Origin of the sequence: Bradyrhizobium sp. cf659, from assembly GCF_900113725.1 — a bacterium.
In the GTDB taxonomy this organism is placed as follows: Bacteria; Pseudomonadota; Alphaproteobacteria; order Rhizobiales; family Xanthobacteraceae; genus Bradyrhizobium.
In genome coordinates this window covers 761450-776054 of the sequence record NZ_FOQJ01000001.1, presented here as the reverse complement: position 1 = coordinate 776054, position 14605 = coordinate 761450, and the positions used below count along the sequence as shown (strand labels likewise).

Below are 14605 nucleotides of genomic sequence, written 5' to 3'. Positions count from 1 at the left end.
CCGATGGATAACCTCCAGGAACTCCTGCACGGCTTCACCATCGCGATCACCGTGCCGCATCTGCTCCTGATGGCAGTCGGCGTGCTGCTCGGCATTCTCGTCGGCGTGTTGCCGGGGCTGGGCGCGCCGAACGGGGTGTCGCTGCTCTTGCCGCTGACCTTCGGCATGCAGCCGGTGTCGGCGATCATCCTGCTCTCCAGCATGTATTGGGGCGCGCTGTTCGGCGGCTCGGTGACGTCGATCCTGTTCAACATCCCCGGCGAGCCGTCCTCTGTCGCAACTACCTTCGACGGCTATCCGATGGCGCGCGACGGCCGGCCGACGACGGCGCTGGCGACCGCCTTCGGCTCGGCTGCGTTCGGCGCGCTGGTCGGCGTCATCCTGATCACCTTCCTCGCATCCTGGGTGGCGCAGGTCGCGCTCGCCTTCGGGCCGCCGGAATATTTTGCGGTCTATTTCCTCGCCTTTGCGAGCTTCGTCGGCATGGGCGGGGCGGCGCCGATCAAGACCGTCGTGGCGCTCGCGGTCGGTTTTGCGATCGCCGCCATCGGCATCGACACCGTCTCGGGCAGCGTCCGCCTGACCATGGGCATCGACGAGCTGGTCAAGGGGGTGAACTTCGTCGTCGCGGTGATGGGCCTGTTCGGCATCGGCGAGCTCCTGGTCGCTGTCGAGGAGGAATTTCATGCCCGCGCCGTCTCCTCGAAGATCGATTGGATCGAGGTGTTTCGCGCGATCGGCCGCCTGCCGCGGCACAGCGTTGCGTTGCTGCGGAGTGCCGCGATCGGCTGCTGGATGGGGATCACGCCGGGCGGCCCGACCGCCGCATCCTTCATGAGCTACGGCATCGCCCGCCGCTTCTCGCGCCGCGGGCGATACTTCGGCACCGGCGAGGTCGAAGGCATCATCTCGCCGGAGACGGCCGATCATGCCGCGGGCACCAGCGCGCTGCTGCCGATGCTCTCGCTCGGCATTCCCGGCTCGGCGACCGCGGCCGTCATGATGGGCGGGCTCATGATCTGGGGCCTCAATCCCGGGCCGATGCTGTTCGTCGACCAGAAGGATTTCGTCTGGGGCCTGATCGCCTCGATGTATGTCGGCAATATCGTCGCGGTCGCGCTGGTGCTGCTGACCGTGCCTGTTTTTGCCGCCCTGATGCGAATCCCGTTCGTGGTCATCGCGCCCCTGATCGTGATCATCTGCGTCGTCGGCGCCTATTCGGTGTCGAACTCCTATCTCGACGTGGTGATGATGCTCGGCTTCGGAATCGTCGGCTATCTCTTCAAGAAGCTGTTCTATCCGCTGGCGCCGCTGGTGCTCGCGATCGTCATCGGCGACAAGGCCGAGGATGCGTTCCGGCAGTCGATGCTGATGTCGAAGGGATCGCTCGGGATCTTCTTTGCGAACAAGCTGGTGACGTGCCTGATCGTGGCCGGCATCGCGCTGCTGCTGCTTCCGCTCGCATTGCAGCTCGCGCGTTTGCTGCGCAAGCCCACGCCATCCGGCAGGAATGAGACGACAGCTCAGGAGAAGGTGATCATATGACCGCAAAGCCGCTCATTGCATTGGCGATGGGAGATCCCGCCGGCGTCAGCCCGGAGCTGACCGCGAAACTCGTGGCGGAGAACGACATCCGTGCCCGCAGCCGGCTCGTGGTGATCGGCGACCGCCGCGTCTTCGACGAGGGGGCGCGCGTTGCGGGCGTCAAGCCCGACCTGATCATGGTGGAGCAGGGGGCCGACCTTCGATCGGCGCAGGGCGACGCGCTGTTTGTCGATCTTCGCCACCTCGATCCCAAGGACGTCGAGCCGAAGACCGCGACCCTCGCCGGCGGAAAATTCGCGCTGGCCAACTACCGGCACGCGCTCGAACTCGGCCGCGACAGGCGCGTCGATGCCGTCTGCTTCACCCCCTTCAACAAGCAGGCGATGCGGCTTGCCCGCGCCGAATATGACGACGAGATCGCGTTTTCCGCGGAGGTGGTCGGCCTCGAGACGCCGGCAAGCGAGTTCAACGTGCTGGACCGGCTCTGGAACGCACGGGTCACGTCCCACATCCCGCTGAAAGACGTCGCCGCGCGGCTGTCCAGTGAGCGCATCCATCGTGCGCTCAAGCTGACCGATTCCTGCATGCGCAACGCGGGCTTCGCCAGGCCGCGGATTGCGGTTGCGGGCCTCAATCCTCACGCCGGCGACGGCGGCAATTTCGGCCGCGAGGAGATCGATATGATTGCGCCGGTGGTTGCGGCCGGCCAGCGCGAGGGCATTGCCGCGGAAGGACCGTTCCCGGCCGACACCGTGTTCCTGCGCGCCAAGGGCGGCGCCTTCGATGCGGTGCTGACGATGTATCATGACCAGGGCCAGATCGCGATGAAGCTGATGGGCTTCGATCGCGGCGTGACCTTGCTCGGCGGCTTTCCATTCCCGATCTGCACGCCCGCGCACGGCACCGCCTACGACCTCGCAGGCGAGGGCATCGCATCGATCGGCGCCAGCCGCGCCGCGCTGCTGCTCGCGGCGGAGATGGCCGGGCGCCGTGCTGCGTGATTGCGCAATGGCGCGTTTTCAGTCTTCGCGATGATGGCAGAATGCCAGTGTCTTGCCCGACGTGTCAAAGCGCCTTGACGCGCGCAAAACACCAACGAAAACAACCCTCCGGCTACTGTGCATGGGGTTGTTTTCGCGGTTTTTGATCGGACAGGCGGACTTTGGCCTCAGGCTCCGCAGACGATCACGCCGTACCAGCCGAGGCCCCGATAGGTCTCGTAGCCGGGTGTCGCATGGAACGCGATCATCGCGCCCGAGCGGTCCTGATAGAAGCCGGAGCGCTGGCCGTTCAGCGACAGCGAGATGCGCTCGCTCAGAATGCCCTGGCCGTCGGAGGCCGCGATGACGCGGAAATTGGAGTCGACCAGCAGCACGCGCGCCTTGTCGCTGTCGCCGACGCGCACGCCCTGGACGATGGCGCGGGCCTGCGGCTCCCAGTCGAAATGGATGGCGAGCACGCCGATCGGCGCGCCGTTGGCCTGGCCGCCGGCGCGGACGCTGGCGCAATAGGTCGCGACCTGCGCGTTGCCGAGCAGCGGCTGGTTCTCGACGTCGCCGGCGACATAGTCGTCGCCGGAGCGCAAGGTCCTGGCCTCGCGAAACCATTTGGTGTGGGCGACATTCTGGCCGACGACGCGAAAGCGGTCGGCGCGGCCGTTGGCGATGACGTTGCCGTCGAGGTCGCAGAGCCAGAGGTCGAGATAAACGGTGTAGGCGCCGAGGATGACGCCGAGGCGCTGCGAGGCATAGGTGACAGCCGCCGGAGCAGGCGAGGCGGCGCAATCCACCACGGCGGAATCGGTCGCCCACCAGCGCACGTCGCAGGTGCGTTCATAGAGGTTGCGGTCGATCAGTTCGACCGCATTGAGCGACAAATCGACCATGCGCTCGCCGCGCGAGCGCTGGCTCATGCGGTCGATCGAGGCGACGAGATCGCCGGTGCGTTTCGTCAATTGGCTTTCGAGCTCGCGCGCGATGGTCTCGACCTGCTGGCCGACGCCGCGCACCTCTTGCGCCACCACCGCGAAGCCCGCACCTTGCGCGCCGGCGCGCGAGCTCTCGATCAGCGCGTTCAGCGCCAGCATCTTCATCTGGTTGGTGATCTGCTGGATCGCCTTGGTCTTGTCGACCGCGATCTGGTTGACCTCCGCGGTGAGGCGGTTGATCAGCGCGGAAATGTCGGAATCATCTTCAGCGGGTTCGGCGGCATTCGGCTTGGCTTTGAGACCCAGCGCAGCAGACATCGGGGACTTCCCTTGGCAATGAGGCCTGATCTGCAATGAACCCGGAACAATCGCTTACAGATCGAATACGATTCTTTTTCGAGGATTCCGCCTAACGCCTGCTTAATTTGCTGTTCGGCGGAATGCCTAAATGGTAGTCAATCCGGCCTGCCGGCCGGCCATCCACCGCTTTGTGCCCCCCAGCCGTTGCAAATTGCCGACGTTTCCCGGCCAATCCCCCTAAGCCAGTAACCGGGCGCTTAGCGTGATCGCCCGAACCTCGAGTTCCCAACAGACAGCCGCTCGTCATGACGCCGCCCGCCACCGCATTGCCCGTCGAAGCGCCCCAGGCGTTCCTGGGGGTGACGCGCTCGCTCACCGACAAGCTCTGGCGCGACCGGCTGGACGCCCGCGGAGCGGCCAGGGCGCTGGCCATCGTGCAGCGTCACCAATTGCCGGAATTGCTGGCGCGGGTGCTGGCGGGGCGCGGGGTCGATATCGACACTGTGCCCGACTTCCTCGACCCGACCATCCGAAAGCTGCTGCCGGACCCCTTCACGGTGACGGAGATGGAGGCCGCCTCCAGGCGGATCGCGGATGCGGCACAGAAGGGCGAGAAGGTCGCGATCTTCGGCGACTACGACGTCGACGGCGCGACCTCGGCGGCACTGCTGGCCTGGCACCTGCGCCATTGCGGGCTCGACCCGCTCATCCACATTCCCGATCGGATTTTCGAGGGCTACGGGCCTAATACCGAAGCCGTACGTGCGCTGGCCGCGAAGGGCGCCACGCTGCTCGTCACCGTCGATTGCGGCACCACGAGCATCGAGCCGCTGGCCGAGGCCAAGCGCCTCGGCATGTCCGTCGTCGTGATCGATCACCACCAGGCCGGCACGGAGCTCCCTGAGGTCGACGCACTGGTCAATCCGAACCGGCTCGACGATCTCTCTGGCCTTGGCCATCTCGCCGCCGTTGGGCTGGTGCTGGTGACGCTGGTCGCGGTCAACCGCGAGCTGCGCCAGCGCGGCTTCTGGACATCCGAGATGCCCGAGCCTGATCTCTTGGGCATGCTGCATCACGTCGCGCTCGGCACGGTCGCCGATGTGGCGCCGCTGATCGGACTTAACCGCGCCTTCGTCGCCAAGGGGCTGATCGCAATGCGGCGGCGCGACCATGTCGGCCACACCGCGCTGATGGATGTGGCGCGGCTCAACGGCCCGCCGGAGGCCTGGCATCTCGGCTTCATGCTGGGGCCGCGCGTCAACGCCGGCGGCCGCATCGGCCGCGCCGATCTCGGCGTGCGGCTCTTGCTCGAAGGCGACAGCGTCGAAGCCGCGCGGATCGCCGCCGAGCTCGATCGCCTCAACACCGAGCGCCGCGTCATCGAGCAGGCCGCCGAAGCACAGGCCGAGGCCGAGGCACTGGCCTCGATCGGGCTGGAGGACAAGCTCGGCGTCATCGTCACGGCGTCTGAAGGCTGGCACCCCGGCGTGGTCGGCCTCGTCGCCTCCCGCTTGAAAGAGAAGTTTTCGCGACCCGCCTTTGCCATTGCGCTCGAGCCCGGCGGCATCGGCACCGGCTCGGGCCGCTCGATCGCCGGCGTCGACATCGGCAAGGCGGTGCGGCAGGCGGTCACCGACGGCATCTTGCTGAAAGGCGGCGGCCACGCGATGGCCGCGGGCGTGACGCTGCGCAAAGAGAAGCTCGCCGAATTCCGCGCCTATCTTGAAAATGCGCTGGCGCGCGACGTCGCCGAGGCACGCCATGTCAACGAGCTCTATATCGACGGCGCGGTCTCCGCGCGCGCGGTGACGACGGAGCTTGCGACCACGCTCAACCGCGCAGGGCCCTTTGGCAGCGGCAATCCGGAAGCCGTGCTGGCGCTGCCGGCGCACCAGCTCGTCTATGCCGATGAGGTCGGCCAGGCGCATCTGCGTTTGCGCTTCAAGTCGGGCGACGGCGCCATCGTCAACGGCATCGCGTTCCGTTCGGTTGGCCAGAAGCTCGGCAATGCGCTGGTCGCCAATCGCGGTCAGCAATTGCATGTCGCGGGATCGTTGTCGGTCGACCGTTACCAGGGCGCCGAGCGGGTGCAGTTCCGTGTCGTCGATGTCGCCCTACCGGACCAGGGGCCATCCGTGATTAGATAACGCAAGATCCGACGAGATCAGGCGTACAAGATTGCGGCCGCAAAGAACAAAAAAGGGAGTGAACAATGGCAGGGCAGGTTGAGGGCAAGGTCGCGCTGGTGACGGGCGGCGCTTCCGGTATTGGCGAGGCGATCGTCGAGCTGTTCGCGCGCGAAGGCGCGACCGTGATCATCACCGACATCGACGAGTTGCGCGGGCCCGAGCTCGCCAAGCGCATCACCAAGGCCGGCGGCAAGGCGATCTTCCTGGAGCAGGACGTCACCCGCGAGGAGCGTTGGATCGAGATCGTCGCCGAGATCGCGAAGCGCTACGGCCGGCTCGACGCGCTCGTCGCCAACGCCGGCATCGGCATTGCCGTGCCCTCGATCGTCGACATGACGCTCGGTGACTGGCGCAAGCAGAACGCGATCAATCTCGACGGCGTGTTTCTCTCGGTCAAGCATTGCCTGCCCTTGATGCGCAAGACCGGCGGCGGCTCGATCGTCATGATGTCCTCGCTGGCGGGCCTGCGCGGCTCGCCGGGGCTGTCGGCCTATTCGGCCACCAAGGGCGGCGTGCGGCTGTTTGCGAAATCGATCGCGATGGAGTGCGCGGCTGTGGGCGACGGCATTCGCGTCAACTCCGTTCATCCCGGCATCATCGACACGCCGATCTGGGGCAAGATCCCGACGGGGGCGACCGGCAACCAGGGCAATGCGCCGATCGATCCGGAGGAGCGGGCCCGGGTCGTCACGCCGCTCGGCCGCGCCGGGCAGGCTGCGGAGATTGCCTCTGGCGTGCTGTATCTGGCGTCAGATGCCTCGCGCTACGTCACCGGCAGCGAACTCGTGATCGACGGCGGCATGAACGCCGGCGGCGTGCCGCGGCGGCAATAGGCCGCCGCGCGGGCTGCGAAGGGCAGGGTGGCGCCCGCAGGGGCTGACGCGCAGGCGCCGGCCCTGTAGAAGGCGAGGAGCTTCCGACCGACAGGGGTTTCCTTCGCCATGGCGCACAGCCTTCACTCTTCGTCATCCACGCCAGCGCCATTCCGCTCGAACCGGCCGGACCTCGCCACCGACGCGATCCGCACCGCGCGCGAGGACCTTGCCGCCTGCTTCCGCATGGCCGCGCGCAACGGCTTCGAGGAGGGCATCTGCAACCATTTCTCGGCCGTCGTGCCGGGCCATGATGATCTGTTCCTGGTCAACCCCTACGGCTACGCCTTCCGCGAGCTGACCGCGTCAAAGCTGCTGATCTGCGACTTCCACGGCAACGTGCTCGACGGCGAGGGCGTGCCCGAGGCGACGGCGTTCTACATCCACGCCGAGATGCACAAGCGCCTGCCGCGTGCCAAGGTCGCGTTCCACACCCACATGCCCTACGCCACCGCGCTGTCGATGACCGAGGGCGATCCCCTGATCTGGGCCGGGCAGACCGCGCTGAAATTCTACGGCCGCACTGCGGTCGACCGCGACTACAACGGCCTTGCGCTCGACAACCGCGAGGGCGCGCGGATCGCGTCCGCCGTCGGCGATGCCGACATCGTCTTCATGAAGCATCACGGCGTGATGGTGCTTGCGCCGACCATCGCGGAAGCCTGGGACGATCTCTACTATCTCGAACGCGCCGCCGAGGTGCAGGTGCTGGCGATGTCGACGGGGCGCAAGGTGCTGGCCGTCGATCCTGCGATTGCGGCCGAGACCTACAAGCAGATGCGCGAGGGCGATTCCGAATCCGCGCGATTGCATCTGGCCGCGATCCGTAGGCAGCTTGATGCCGAGGAGCCGCAGTACAGGCACTGACCCCAACCGCCGTCATTCCGGGGCGCGCGAAGCGCGAGCCCGGAATCCATCGCGCAGCAAGCCAGGCGGACAAATGGATTCCGGGCTCGCGCCAAGTGGCGCGCCCCGGAATGACAAAGTGAGAGAGCGGGCGCTACGAACCCTGCCGCAGCCTCGCCAGCACCTTCAGGCCGCCATAGCCGTCCGCCGGCGTGATCCCCGCGCGCTGCTGGAAATCCTTGATCGCCCTCATCGTATCGTTGCCGACGCGGCCGTCGGTACCGCCGGTGTCGAACCCGGCCTTGGTCAGCCGCGTCTGCATCTCCTGCACCTCGGCGAGCGTCAGCGCGCGTTCGGAGCCGGGGAAGGGCTGGATGAAGGGCGGTGCGCCCAGGCAGCGGTCGCCGAGATGGCAGATCGCCAGCGCATAGTTCATCGAGGGGTTGTAGCTTTTCACCGAGTAGAAATTCGGCGCGAGCAAGAAGGTCGGTCCCCCCGCGACCGGCGTCCACATCTGTGCGGTCGCGGAGGCTTGCGGAAACGGCTGGCCGTCGGCGCGGTCGACGCCGGCCGCCTGCCATGCCGCATAGGTGCGGCTGCCGCTCATCTCGCCTGATGCGCGCACCTCGTAGCCCCAATGCTCGCCGCGGTGCCACTTGCCGCGATTGACGAGGTACTTTGCCGTCGAGCCCAGCGCGTCGTCGGGCTTGCCGAATGGCGAGACCTTGCCGTCGCCGTCATAGTCGATGCCGACATTGAGCCAGACTTCCGGCATCCATTGCGAATGCCCCATCGCGCCGGCCCAGGAGCCCTTCATCTCCTCCGGCGTGCTCCAGCCCTTGTCGACGATACGCAGCGCGTTGATCAGCTCGGTCTCCCAATAGGCCTTGCGGCGCGGCTCGTTCCAGGCGAGCGCGGCGAGCGAGGGAAACACCGGCGTCATGTGGTTCTGCTGCACCAGCGGATCGCCATAGGCGGACTCGACGCCCCACAGCGCCAGCAGCGTGCCGCGCTCGACGCCGAAGTCGCGCTCGATGCGCGCGAGCAGGGCCTCGTTGTTCTTCAGCGCGATCTTGCCGTTGATGATGCGCCAGTCGGAGACGCGGCGGTTGATGTATTGCCAGACCTGCTCGTGGAATTCGGGCTGGTTGCGCATCTGCTTGAACACGCTCATGTCGGGCTCGACCCGCGCCATCGCGCGCTGCCAGGTCGCGGCCGAGATGCCCTTCGCCATCGCGCGTGCGCGAAAGCTCTCGCGCCATTCGTCGAAGCCTGGCGGCGCGGCGAGGACGCATGTGGGTGACGCGACGAGGGCTACCGCGCCGAGCGCAGATTTCAGCAGGACGCGGCGGGTGGGCGTGGCCGAGGAATCAGCTTGTTTCATGGACACATTGTAGCGGGAAACAAGCCTCCTGTGAGTCGGTTCCTGGAACAGGAGGAACAGTCTATCGACCCACGTTCCCCGGAACAAAGCCTGGTACCCCGCATTCCCCCTGCACACGATCGAGGAGGACGAAGGAAGATGAATTCGGCAATCGCAGCAAGACCGTGATTCATCACGACAACGACTGACGGAGCGGGGCCCCGGCTGGAGCGCCGGGGCTCACTTCATCGAGAATTCGGGGTTGAATGAAGATACGCGCGCATGCGGAAAGCCACGTCGTCGAACTCGATGACGGATCGCACCTGATGATCATCGCGGAAAACTCTGGACGCGGCATTCAGGGCGACGGCGCTGTCAGTGACTTCTCGGATGCCGATGGCGGCGACGGAGGCTGCGGCGACTAGGGTTAGCCCCGGCGCGGTCTAGTCGTCCTGCAAATCGGCCGCGATTCCGGCGAGCCAGCGCCGGACCGAGGTCTCCGCCTTGCTATCCAGATTCCGGGCGAGGCGCTTCTCCAGCGCAATCACCCGCTCCCTGCACGCCTTCAACAGCGTCGCGCCGCGCGGCGTCAGCGTCCATTGCTGGATGCGGCCATGGACGGGATGGGGCGTCATCGCAATCGCGCCGTCGCGTTCGAGGTTGCGGATGATCACGCCCACCGTCTGCGGCGTGAGGAAGGTGAGGCGGGCGACGTCGGCGCCCGACAGGCCCGGATAGGCGTTGAGCATGGTCAGTACCGCAAATTGCGGTGAGGTCACGCCGAGATCGGCGAGCGCCCGTTCCATCGTCAGGCGGACCGCGGCATGGGCCTGTCGCAGCAGGTAGCCAAGATAGCCTTCCTCGCCGCGTTTGCCTTCCCCTGGGGCAGGCACGCGAACAGCAGCGCCGTCGGAAGCGGCGGGGGCCTTCCGCGGGCCTTTCGATCTTGTGAAGTCAGCGGCCTTGCGCATAATATAAGAGCTCTTATACAGTATAAGCACTCTTATAATAACACGAGGTGCACGGCAATGTCACACGCCCGCAGTGAATACGAGGATTTCAAGCGGATCGCACCCGATGCGTATGATCTGGTGCTGGCGCTCGGGCAGCTTGCGGCCAAGGCGGGCCTGGACAAGCAGTTGCTCGAGTTGGTCAAGCTGCGCGCCTCGCAGATCAACGGCTGCGCCTTCTGCCTGCAGCATCACATCCTGCTCTCGGAACGCATCGGCGTGCCCGTGGACAAGCTCAATCTGGTCGCGGTCTGGCGCGAAGCGCCGGTCTTTTCGGCGCGCGAGCGTGCCGCGCTGGCCTGGGCCGAAGCCCTGACCTTCCTGCCCGACGGCGTCAGCGACGAGGTCTACGCGGAGGCGACCCGCGAATTCTCCGAGACCGAGCTGATGTACCTGACCTCGGCTGTCGCCTCGATCAACGTCTGGAACCGGTTTGGCGCGGCCTATCGCTGGACGCCGGCGAAGCGGCCGGTCGCAACGAATGCCGCGGCATCCTGATTGCCAGAAGGGAATAAGGGGAGGTTGTCATGACAGCGATGAGTTTGGCCATCACGCAACGCCCGGTGCCGTCGCGGTCAATAGCGCTGGCCGTTGTCGGCGGGCTCGCCTGTGCACTCGCGATCGGCAAGGCGCTGCCGCTGACGATGGAGACCGTGTCAGGCGCGCTGGCGCCGCTCTGCGCCAACGCTGCCGAGAGTTCGCCGCTCGACGAGGTCGAGCCGATCGGCTCCTACGCGTTGCCGAACGTGCCGGGCAAGCGCGTGACCATCGTGCGCGTCTTCTATGGCCCCGGCGGATTTACGCGGCCGCGTCGCCACGTGGGCTCGGTGACGGCCTACATCACCAAGGGCGAGATCCGCTCCCAGCTCGGCGGCGGCCCGGTCGAGACGTTTGGTGTCGGCCAGTCCTTCTTCGAACCGCCCGGCGCGACGCATCTGGTGTCGGCGAATGCCAGCGCCACGGAGCCGGCGGAATTGATCGCTGTGTTCGTGGCAGACGAGGGCGCGCAGCTGACGACGTTTCTGGAGTGACCGTAGCCCGGGTGAGCGAAGCGACACCCGGGGACAGTCGTCGTGAGAATCCCGGATGTCGCTTCATTCATCCGGGCTACTCGGCGGAGGTTCTCGTCAGCCTCCGTACGAGGCCGGATCGGGATTGTCGGACGGGTGCTCGAACGACTTCTTCATCGACACCGGCATCGGCACGTGGAAGTTCAGGCCGCGCGGCGGCACCGGCTCCATGAACCATTTGTCGTAGATCTTCTCGATCTCCGGGCTCTTGTAGAGTTTTGCTGTGGCACGATCGACCACGGCCTTGAACTGTGCGTCGTCCTTGCGCAGCATGATGCCGTAGGGCTCCGGATCGGAAAACGCGCCGGTGCTGATCGCATAGAGCGACGGATCCTTCGCGGAGGCGATCATGGCCGCAAGCTGGATGTCGTCCATGACGAAGGCCTGGGCGCGGTCGGTCTCGACCATCAGGAAGGCCTCGGGGACGTCCTTTGCATTCATGACGTTGATCCCGAGCGAGCGTGCGGCGTTGGCCTTGTTCAGCTGGTTGATGTTGGTCGAGCCCGAGACCGAGACGACGGCCTTGCCCTTGAGGTCGTCGATCTGATCGAGCTTCGAAGCCTTCTTCGACACGAAGCGGCTCGCCGTGAGGAAATGCGTGTTGGTGAACCACACCTGCTTCTGGCGGTCGGCGTTGTTGGTGGTCGAGCCGCATTCGAGGTCGATGGTGCCGTTCGCCATCAGCGGAATGCGGCTGGACGACGTCACCAGGTTCTCGTTGACCGCGAGCTTGTCCAGCTTCAGCTCGGCCTTGATCTCCTCGACGATCTTCATGCAGATGTCGATGGCGTAGCCGACGGTCTTCTGCTTCTCGTCGATATAGCTGAAGGGCACTGCACTGTCGCGCACCCCGAGCGTGATCGCGCCGGTGTCCTTGATCTTCTTCAGCGTACCGGTCAATTCCTGTGCACGAGCCGGCACGGCGAATGCGACGGCCACAATGACCGCCGTGGTGAGACAACGCATGTGCTTCTCTTTCTCCAGTTTGCTTGCCGGAAGCCAAGCAATTCTGGGGCCAGAGATGGCCAGGCCGTTCGGGGAGGTCCGGACGCCGATCTGCCCAAGCCTCGTGCGCCGCAAGGGGGCGTCATGCGATCGTCGTCGAGGCGCGCCGCGCGGTGAGGCGCGAGCTGCCTCAATTATCCTCGCTGCTCGAGCCCTCGCGCGGGTCCGGCTTGATCACATCCTCGGGCAGCGCATGTGCCACGGGCTGCGGAGTGCCCGCGATCTCCGGGCCGACCTCGCGGCCGCGGGCGTGGATCAGGCGTTCATAGGCGGAGACCAGCGTGACGTAGGGGCTGACCCAGATCCAGCCGTCGCGGGTGAACACCTGGACGTCGAAATGCAGGTGCATCGAGGTGCCGGCGGGATGATCGAGATAGTTCGAGACCAGGCCGATCTTCTCGCCTTCGGTCACGATGCGGCCGTTGAGCAAACCGTCGGCGTTCATCGCCTGCGGGTTCATGTGCATGTAGCGGAAGCGCATGTGCTCGGTGCGGCTGTTGATCTCGAGCGTCGCGGCCTGGTCCTTGGAAGCGCGGATCACGATGGCGTCGCGCACGGCGACGACGGCGCGCTGCTTGGGATCGCAGGGGGCGCGGCCCTCGCCGGGCGGCGGGCACTCGGCGGCGCGGATGTCCTCGCCCTGGTGGCCGTAGCCGCCGCCGCATTGCCCGACTTCGAAGCTGCGGGACTCGCAGAAATTGTCGCGCCAGGGATAGGCAGTCGGACCGTCGTTCTTGTCGCGCTTGCCGTAGGATTGCGAGCGCACGAAGGCGGGCGCCTTCTCCAGCGGGAAGCGGATCTGCGCATAGGCCATCACGTCCGGATGGCCGCTCTTGTTGCGGTAGCCGCTGTTCGGGATGATGTCGCCGCTCGGCCGGTAGCTGAAATCGGCCGAACGCCCTGAGGGACGATCGATGATGTCGGAGGCAACATCCATCAGCGGCCGCATACGCTGGCCGCCAGCGACGCGCAGCGCCTTCAGGAAGCGTTCGGCAACCGGATAGGCTTCCTTGCAGGCGAGCCGCCGCGGTTTTGCGACGCTGTCCAGGCACTGGACGGAGACGACATAGGCGACACCGAACCGGGTGAAGGCGTAGCGCACATAGCCTTCGCGGATGAACCTGCGCAGGTCCGGATAGAGGGCTGCAAGCGGCTTGACCGCCTCGCCCTTGCCGCCGGCGGGGTCGGCGATGTCATAGAGCAGCGCAGAGCCCGTGATCTGCACCTCGACCGGTCTTGCGAAGACACGCGTCGGCATGCCGTCACCGGCGCCGGGCTCGAGCGAGAAGCTCGCGCTGTATCCGGCGGGGCCGGCGTCGAACACGTCGACGGGATTGAAATCAGCCTGGTAGCGCGACAGCGACAGGCTTGACGGGGCGCCGTTGCGCTGGGCCTCGAGATAGGCGGCGGCGTCGAACGGCAGCAGCACGGGCACGGAGCTGCGGGCAATGCCGGTGAAGAACTGGGAGGAGACCGCATTGAGCTGCACCAGCGCCGGCATCGCGCGCGGATCGTAGCGCGGCACGGAACGGCGAGGCACGAAAATGAAATCGTTGGCAACCCGGGGGTGGCTGTTGATCTCGGTGCGGAGCTGGTCGAGCGCTGCGCGCCAATCGACGCGCAGAGCCGTGAGTGAGGGGCTGCGGAATTCATCCGCGGCCAGCGGAGCGGCAACGAGGAGCGAAAGCGACGCCAGAACAAGCGAGACGAAGCGGAACCTCTTCCTACCCACTGTCTCGCCCCCGGCGGTACCTGTTCCGATCCTCGATCCCTGACTTAGTCCTTGGCGCGCTCGGAGTAGGAGCCGTCTTCGGTCATCACGACGATACGGGTGCCGACCGAGATGTGCGGCGGCACCGTGGTGCGCACGCCGTTGGAGAGCACCGCGGGCTTGTAGGAGGACGAGGCGGTCTGGCCCTTGGTCACGGGCTCGGTATCCACCACTTCCAGCGTCACGCGCTGGGGCAGGGCGATCGACACCGGGTTGGTACCGTGCAGGGACAGCTTGACCGTCATGCTCTCCTGGAGATACGCGGCCGCGTCGCCGACGACGTCCTTGGAGACCTGGACCTGGTCGTAGGATTCCGGGTTCATGAAGTGGTAGCCATCGCCATCTTCATACAGGAAGGTGTAGTTGCGCTCTTCGATCGTGGCCTTTTCGACCTGGTCGGTTGTCTTGTAGCGCTCGGAGATCTTTACCCCGTCCGAGATTCGGCGCATTTCGATCTGGCTGACCGGGGTGCCCTTGCCGGGATGGATGTTCTCGGCGCTCACGACGACATAGAGCTTGCCGTCTTGCTCGATCACGTTGCCCTTGCGAATAGAACTGGCGATGACTCTCAAAGCTGTATTTCCTGCTTGCTTGGCCCGGCTCCGGCCAGGACGTGGTCAAATTGATGGGGGACTTGGGGCCTCAAATCAGACCTCGGCGCCCGTTTCGGGCCGCAACATACTGATTTTGCCGTTGGATGCCAGCAC

The 14605-nt window shown here is 65.9% G+C and carries 14 protein-coding genes; 8 read left to right on the top strand and 6 right to left on the bottom strand.

Annotated features, from left to right (window positions below; translation table 11 throughout):
- Positions 1–3: 3 nt before the first annotated feature.
- Together BM118_RS03860 and BM118_RS03855 are read left to right on the top strand one after the other, a co-directional pair.
- Positions 4–1545, top strand: coding sequence for a tripartite tricarboxylate transporter permease (locus BM118_RS03860; protein ID WP_092182365.1), 1542 nt, complete (start codon positions 4–6; stop codon positions 1543–1545).
- The gene (locus BM118_RS03855; RefSeq protein ID WP_092182363.1) at positions 1542–2546 is read left to right on the top strand and encodes a 4-hydroxythreonine-4-phosphate dehydrogenase PdxA; all 1005 of its coding nucleotides are present in this window, start codon (positions 1542–1544) and stop codon (positions 2544–2546) included. Before BM118_RS03860 ends, BM118_RS03855 begins: the two co-directional genes overlap by 4 nt.
- A gap of 167 nt (positions 2547–2713) precedes the next feature.
- Here the strand turns inward: BM118_RS03855 and BM118_RS03850 are convergent, their stop codons facing one another.
- Positions 2714–3790 (bottom strand): methyl-accepting chemotaxis protein, encoded by a 1077-nt coding sequence (locus BM118_RS03850; RefSeq protein ID WP_092182361.1) that lies wholly within the window; start codon positions 3788–3790, stop codon positions 2714–2716.
- A gap of 287 nt (positions 3791–4077) precedes the next feature.
- On the opposite strand from BM118_RS03850, the gene recJ reads away from it, so the two are divergent.
- The 3 genes from recJ (at position 4078) to BM118_RS03835 (ending at position 7700) form a co-directional block, all read left to right on the top strand.
- Positions 4078–5919 carry a single-stranded-DNA-specific exonuclease RecJ gene (gene recJ, locus BM118_RS03845; RefSeq protein ID WP_092182359.1) on the top strand — a complete coding sequence of 614 codons (1842 nt, stop codon included), beginning with the start codon at positions 4078–4080 and terminating at the stop codon, positions 5917–5919.
- Positions 5920–5984: 65 nt separating this feature from the next.
- On the top strand, positions 5985–6794 hold the full coding sequence (locus tag BM118_RS03840) for an SDR family NAD(P)-dependent oxidoreductase (protein ID WP_092182357.1): 810 nt from the start codon (positions 5985–5987) through the stop codon (positions 6792–6794).
- Between the two features lie 108 nt (positions 6795–6902).
- The gene (locus BM118_RS03835; RefSeq protein WP_038967118.1) at positions 6903–7700 is read left to right on the top strand and encodes an aldolase; all 798 of its coding nucleotides are present in this window, start codon (positions 6903–6905) and stop codon (positions 7698–7700) included.
- Positions 7701–7833: 133 nt separating this feature from the next.
- Here the strand turns inward: BM118_RS03835 and BM118_RS03830 are convergent, their stop codons facing one another.
- Positions 7834–9063 (bottom strand): lytic murein transglycosylase, encoded by a 1230-nt coding sequence (locus tag BM118_RS03830; protein ID WP_092182354.1) that lies wholly within the window; start codon positions 9061–9063, stop codon positions 7834–7836.
- A gap of 245 nt (positions 9064–9308) precedes the next feature.
- On the opposite strand from BM118_RS03830, the gene BM118_RS41165 reads away from it, so the two are divergent.
- Positions 9309–9467 (top strand): hypothetical protein, encoded by a 159-nt coding sequence (locus tag BM118_RS41165; protein ID WP_177233889.1) that lies wholly within the window; start codon positions 9309–9311, stop codon positions 9465–9467.
- 18 nt (positions 9468–9485) lie between these two features.
- Here the strand turns inward: BM118_RS41165 and BM118_RS03825 are convergent, their stop codons facing one another.
- Complete coding sequence (locus tag BM118_RS03825) at positions 9486–10013, bottom strand: MarR family winged helix-turn-helix transcriptional regulator (RefSeq protein WP_441299745.1); 528 nt, start codon at positions 10011–10013, stop codon at positions 9486–9488.
- A 57-nt stretch (positions 10014–10070) separates the two neighbouring features.
- Between BM118_RS03825 and BM118_RS03820 the strand changes: the two genes are divergently transcribed.
- Complete coding sequence (locus tag BM118_RS03820; protein WP_092182351.1) at positions 10071–10550, top strand: carboxymuconolactone decarboxylase family protein; 480 nt, start codon at positions 10071–10073, stop codon at positions 10548–10550.
- A gap of 29 nt (positions 10551–10579) precedes the next feature.
- The gene (locus BM118_RS03815; protein WP_092182349.1) at positions 10580–11083 is read left to right on the top strand and encodes a cupin domain-containing protein; all 504 of its coding nucleotides are present in this window, start codon (positions 10580–10582) and stop codon (positions 11081–11083) included.
- A 96-nt stretch (positions 11084–11179) separates the two neighbouring features.
- On the opposite strand, the gene BM118_RS03810 is transcribed toward BM118_RS03815, so the two are convergent.
- From BM118_RS03810 to efp, 3 genes are all read right to left on the bottom strand, one after another.
- Entirely contained in the window at positions 11180–12088 is a 909-nt protein-coding gene (locus BM118_RS03810; protein ID WP_092182347.1) for an amino acid ABC transporter substrate-binding protein, read from the bottom strand.
- 169 nt (positions 12089–12257) lie between these two features.
- Positions 12258–13859: a M23 family metallopeptidase gene (locus tag BM118_RS03805; protein WP_244550047.1), complete on the bottom strand. Its 1602-nt coding sequence runs from the start codon at positions 13857–13859 to the stop codon at positions 12258–12260.
- 44 nt (positions 13860–13903) lie between these two features.
- Positions 13904–14470: an elongation factor P gene (gene efp / locus BM118_RS03800; protein ID WP_092182342.1), complete on the bottom strand. Its 567-nt coding sequence runs from the start codon at positions 14468–14470 to the stop codon at positions 13904–13906.
- Positions 14471–14605 lie beyond the last annotated feature (135 nt).

What these genes read in the sequence shown, in the direction of transcription:
- BM118_RS03860 (WP_092182365.1), top strand. Translation starts at nt 4, where the DNA reads ATGGATAACCTCCAGGAACTCCTGCACGGCTTCACCATCGCGATCACC.
- BM118_RS03825 (WP_441299745.1), bottom strand. Translation starts at nt 10,013, where the DNA reads ATGCGCAAGGCCGCTGACTTCACAAGATCGAAAGGCCCGCGGAAGGCC.
- BM118_RS03840 (WP_092182357.1), top strand. Translation starts at nt 5,985, where the DNA reads ATGGCAGGGCAGGTTGAGGGCAAGGTCGCGCTGGTGACGGGCGGCGCT.
- recJ (WP_092182359.1), top strand. Translation starts at nt 4,078, where the DNA reads ATGACGCCGCCCGCCACCGCATTGCCCGTCGAAGCGCCCCAGGCGTTC.
- BM118_RS03830 (WP_092182354.1), bottom strand. Translation starts at nt 9,063, where the DNA reads ATGAAACAAGCTGATTCCTCGGCCACGCCCACCCGCCGCGTCCTGCTG.
- BM118_RS03815 (WP_092182349.1), top strand. Translation starts at nt 10,580, where the DNA reads ATGACAGCGATGAGTTTGGCCATCACGCAACGCCCGGTGCCGTCGCGG.
- BM118_RS03850 (WP_092182361.1), bottom strand. Translation starts at nt 3,790, where the DNA reads ATGTCTGCTGCGCTGGGTCTCAAAGCCAAGCCGAATGCCGCCGAACCC.
- BM118_RS41165 (WP_177233889.1), top strand. Translation starts at nt 9,309, where the DNA reads ATGAAGATACGCGCGCATGCGGAAAGCCACGTCGTCGAACTCGATGAC.
- BM118_RS03810 (WP_092182347.1), bottom strand. Translation starts at nt 12,088, where the DNA reads ATGCGTTGTCTCACCACGGCGGTCATTGTGGCCGTCGCATTCGCCGTG.
- BM118_RS03820 (WP_092182351.1), top strand. Translation starts at nt 10,071, where the DNA reads ATGTCACACGCCCGCAGTGAATACGAGGATTTCAAGCGGATCGCACCC.
- BM118_RS03835 (WP_038967118.1), top strand. Translation starts at nt 6,903, where the DNA reads ATGGCGCACAGCCTTCACTCTTCGTCATCCACGCCAGCGCCATTCCGC.
- BM118_RS03855 (WP_092182363.1), top strand. Translation starts at nt 1,542, where the DNA reads ATGACCGCAAAGCCGCTCATTGCATTGGCGATGGGAGATCCCGCCGGC.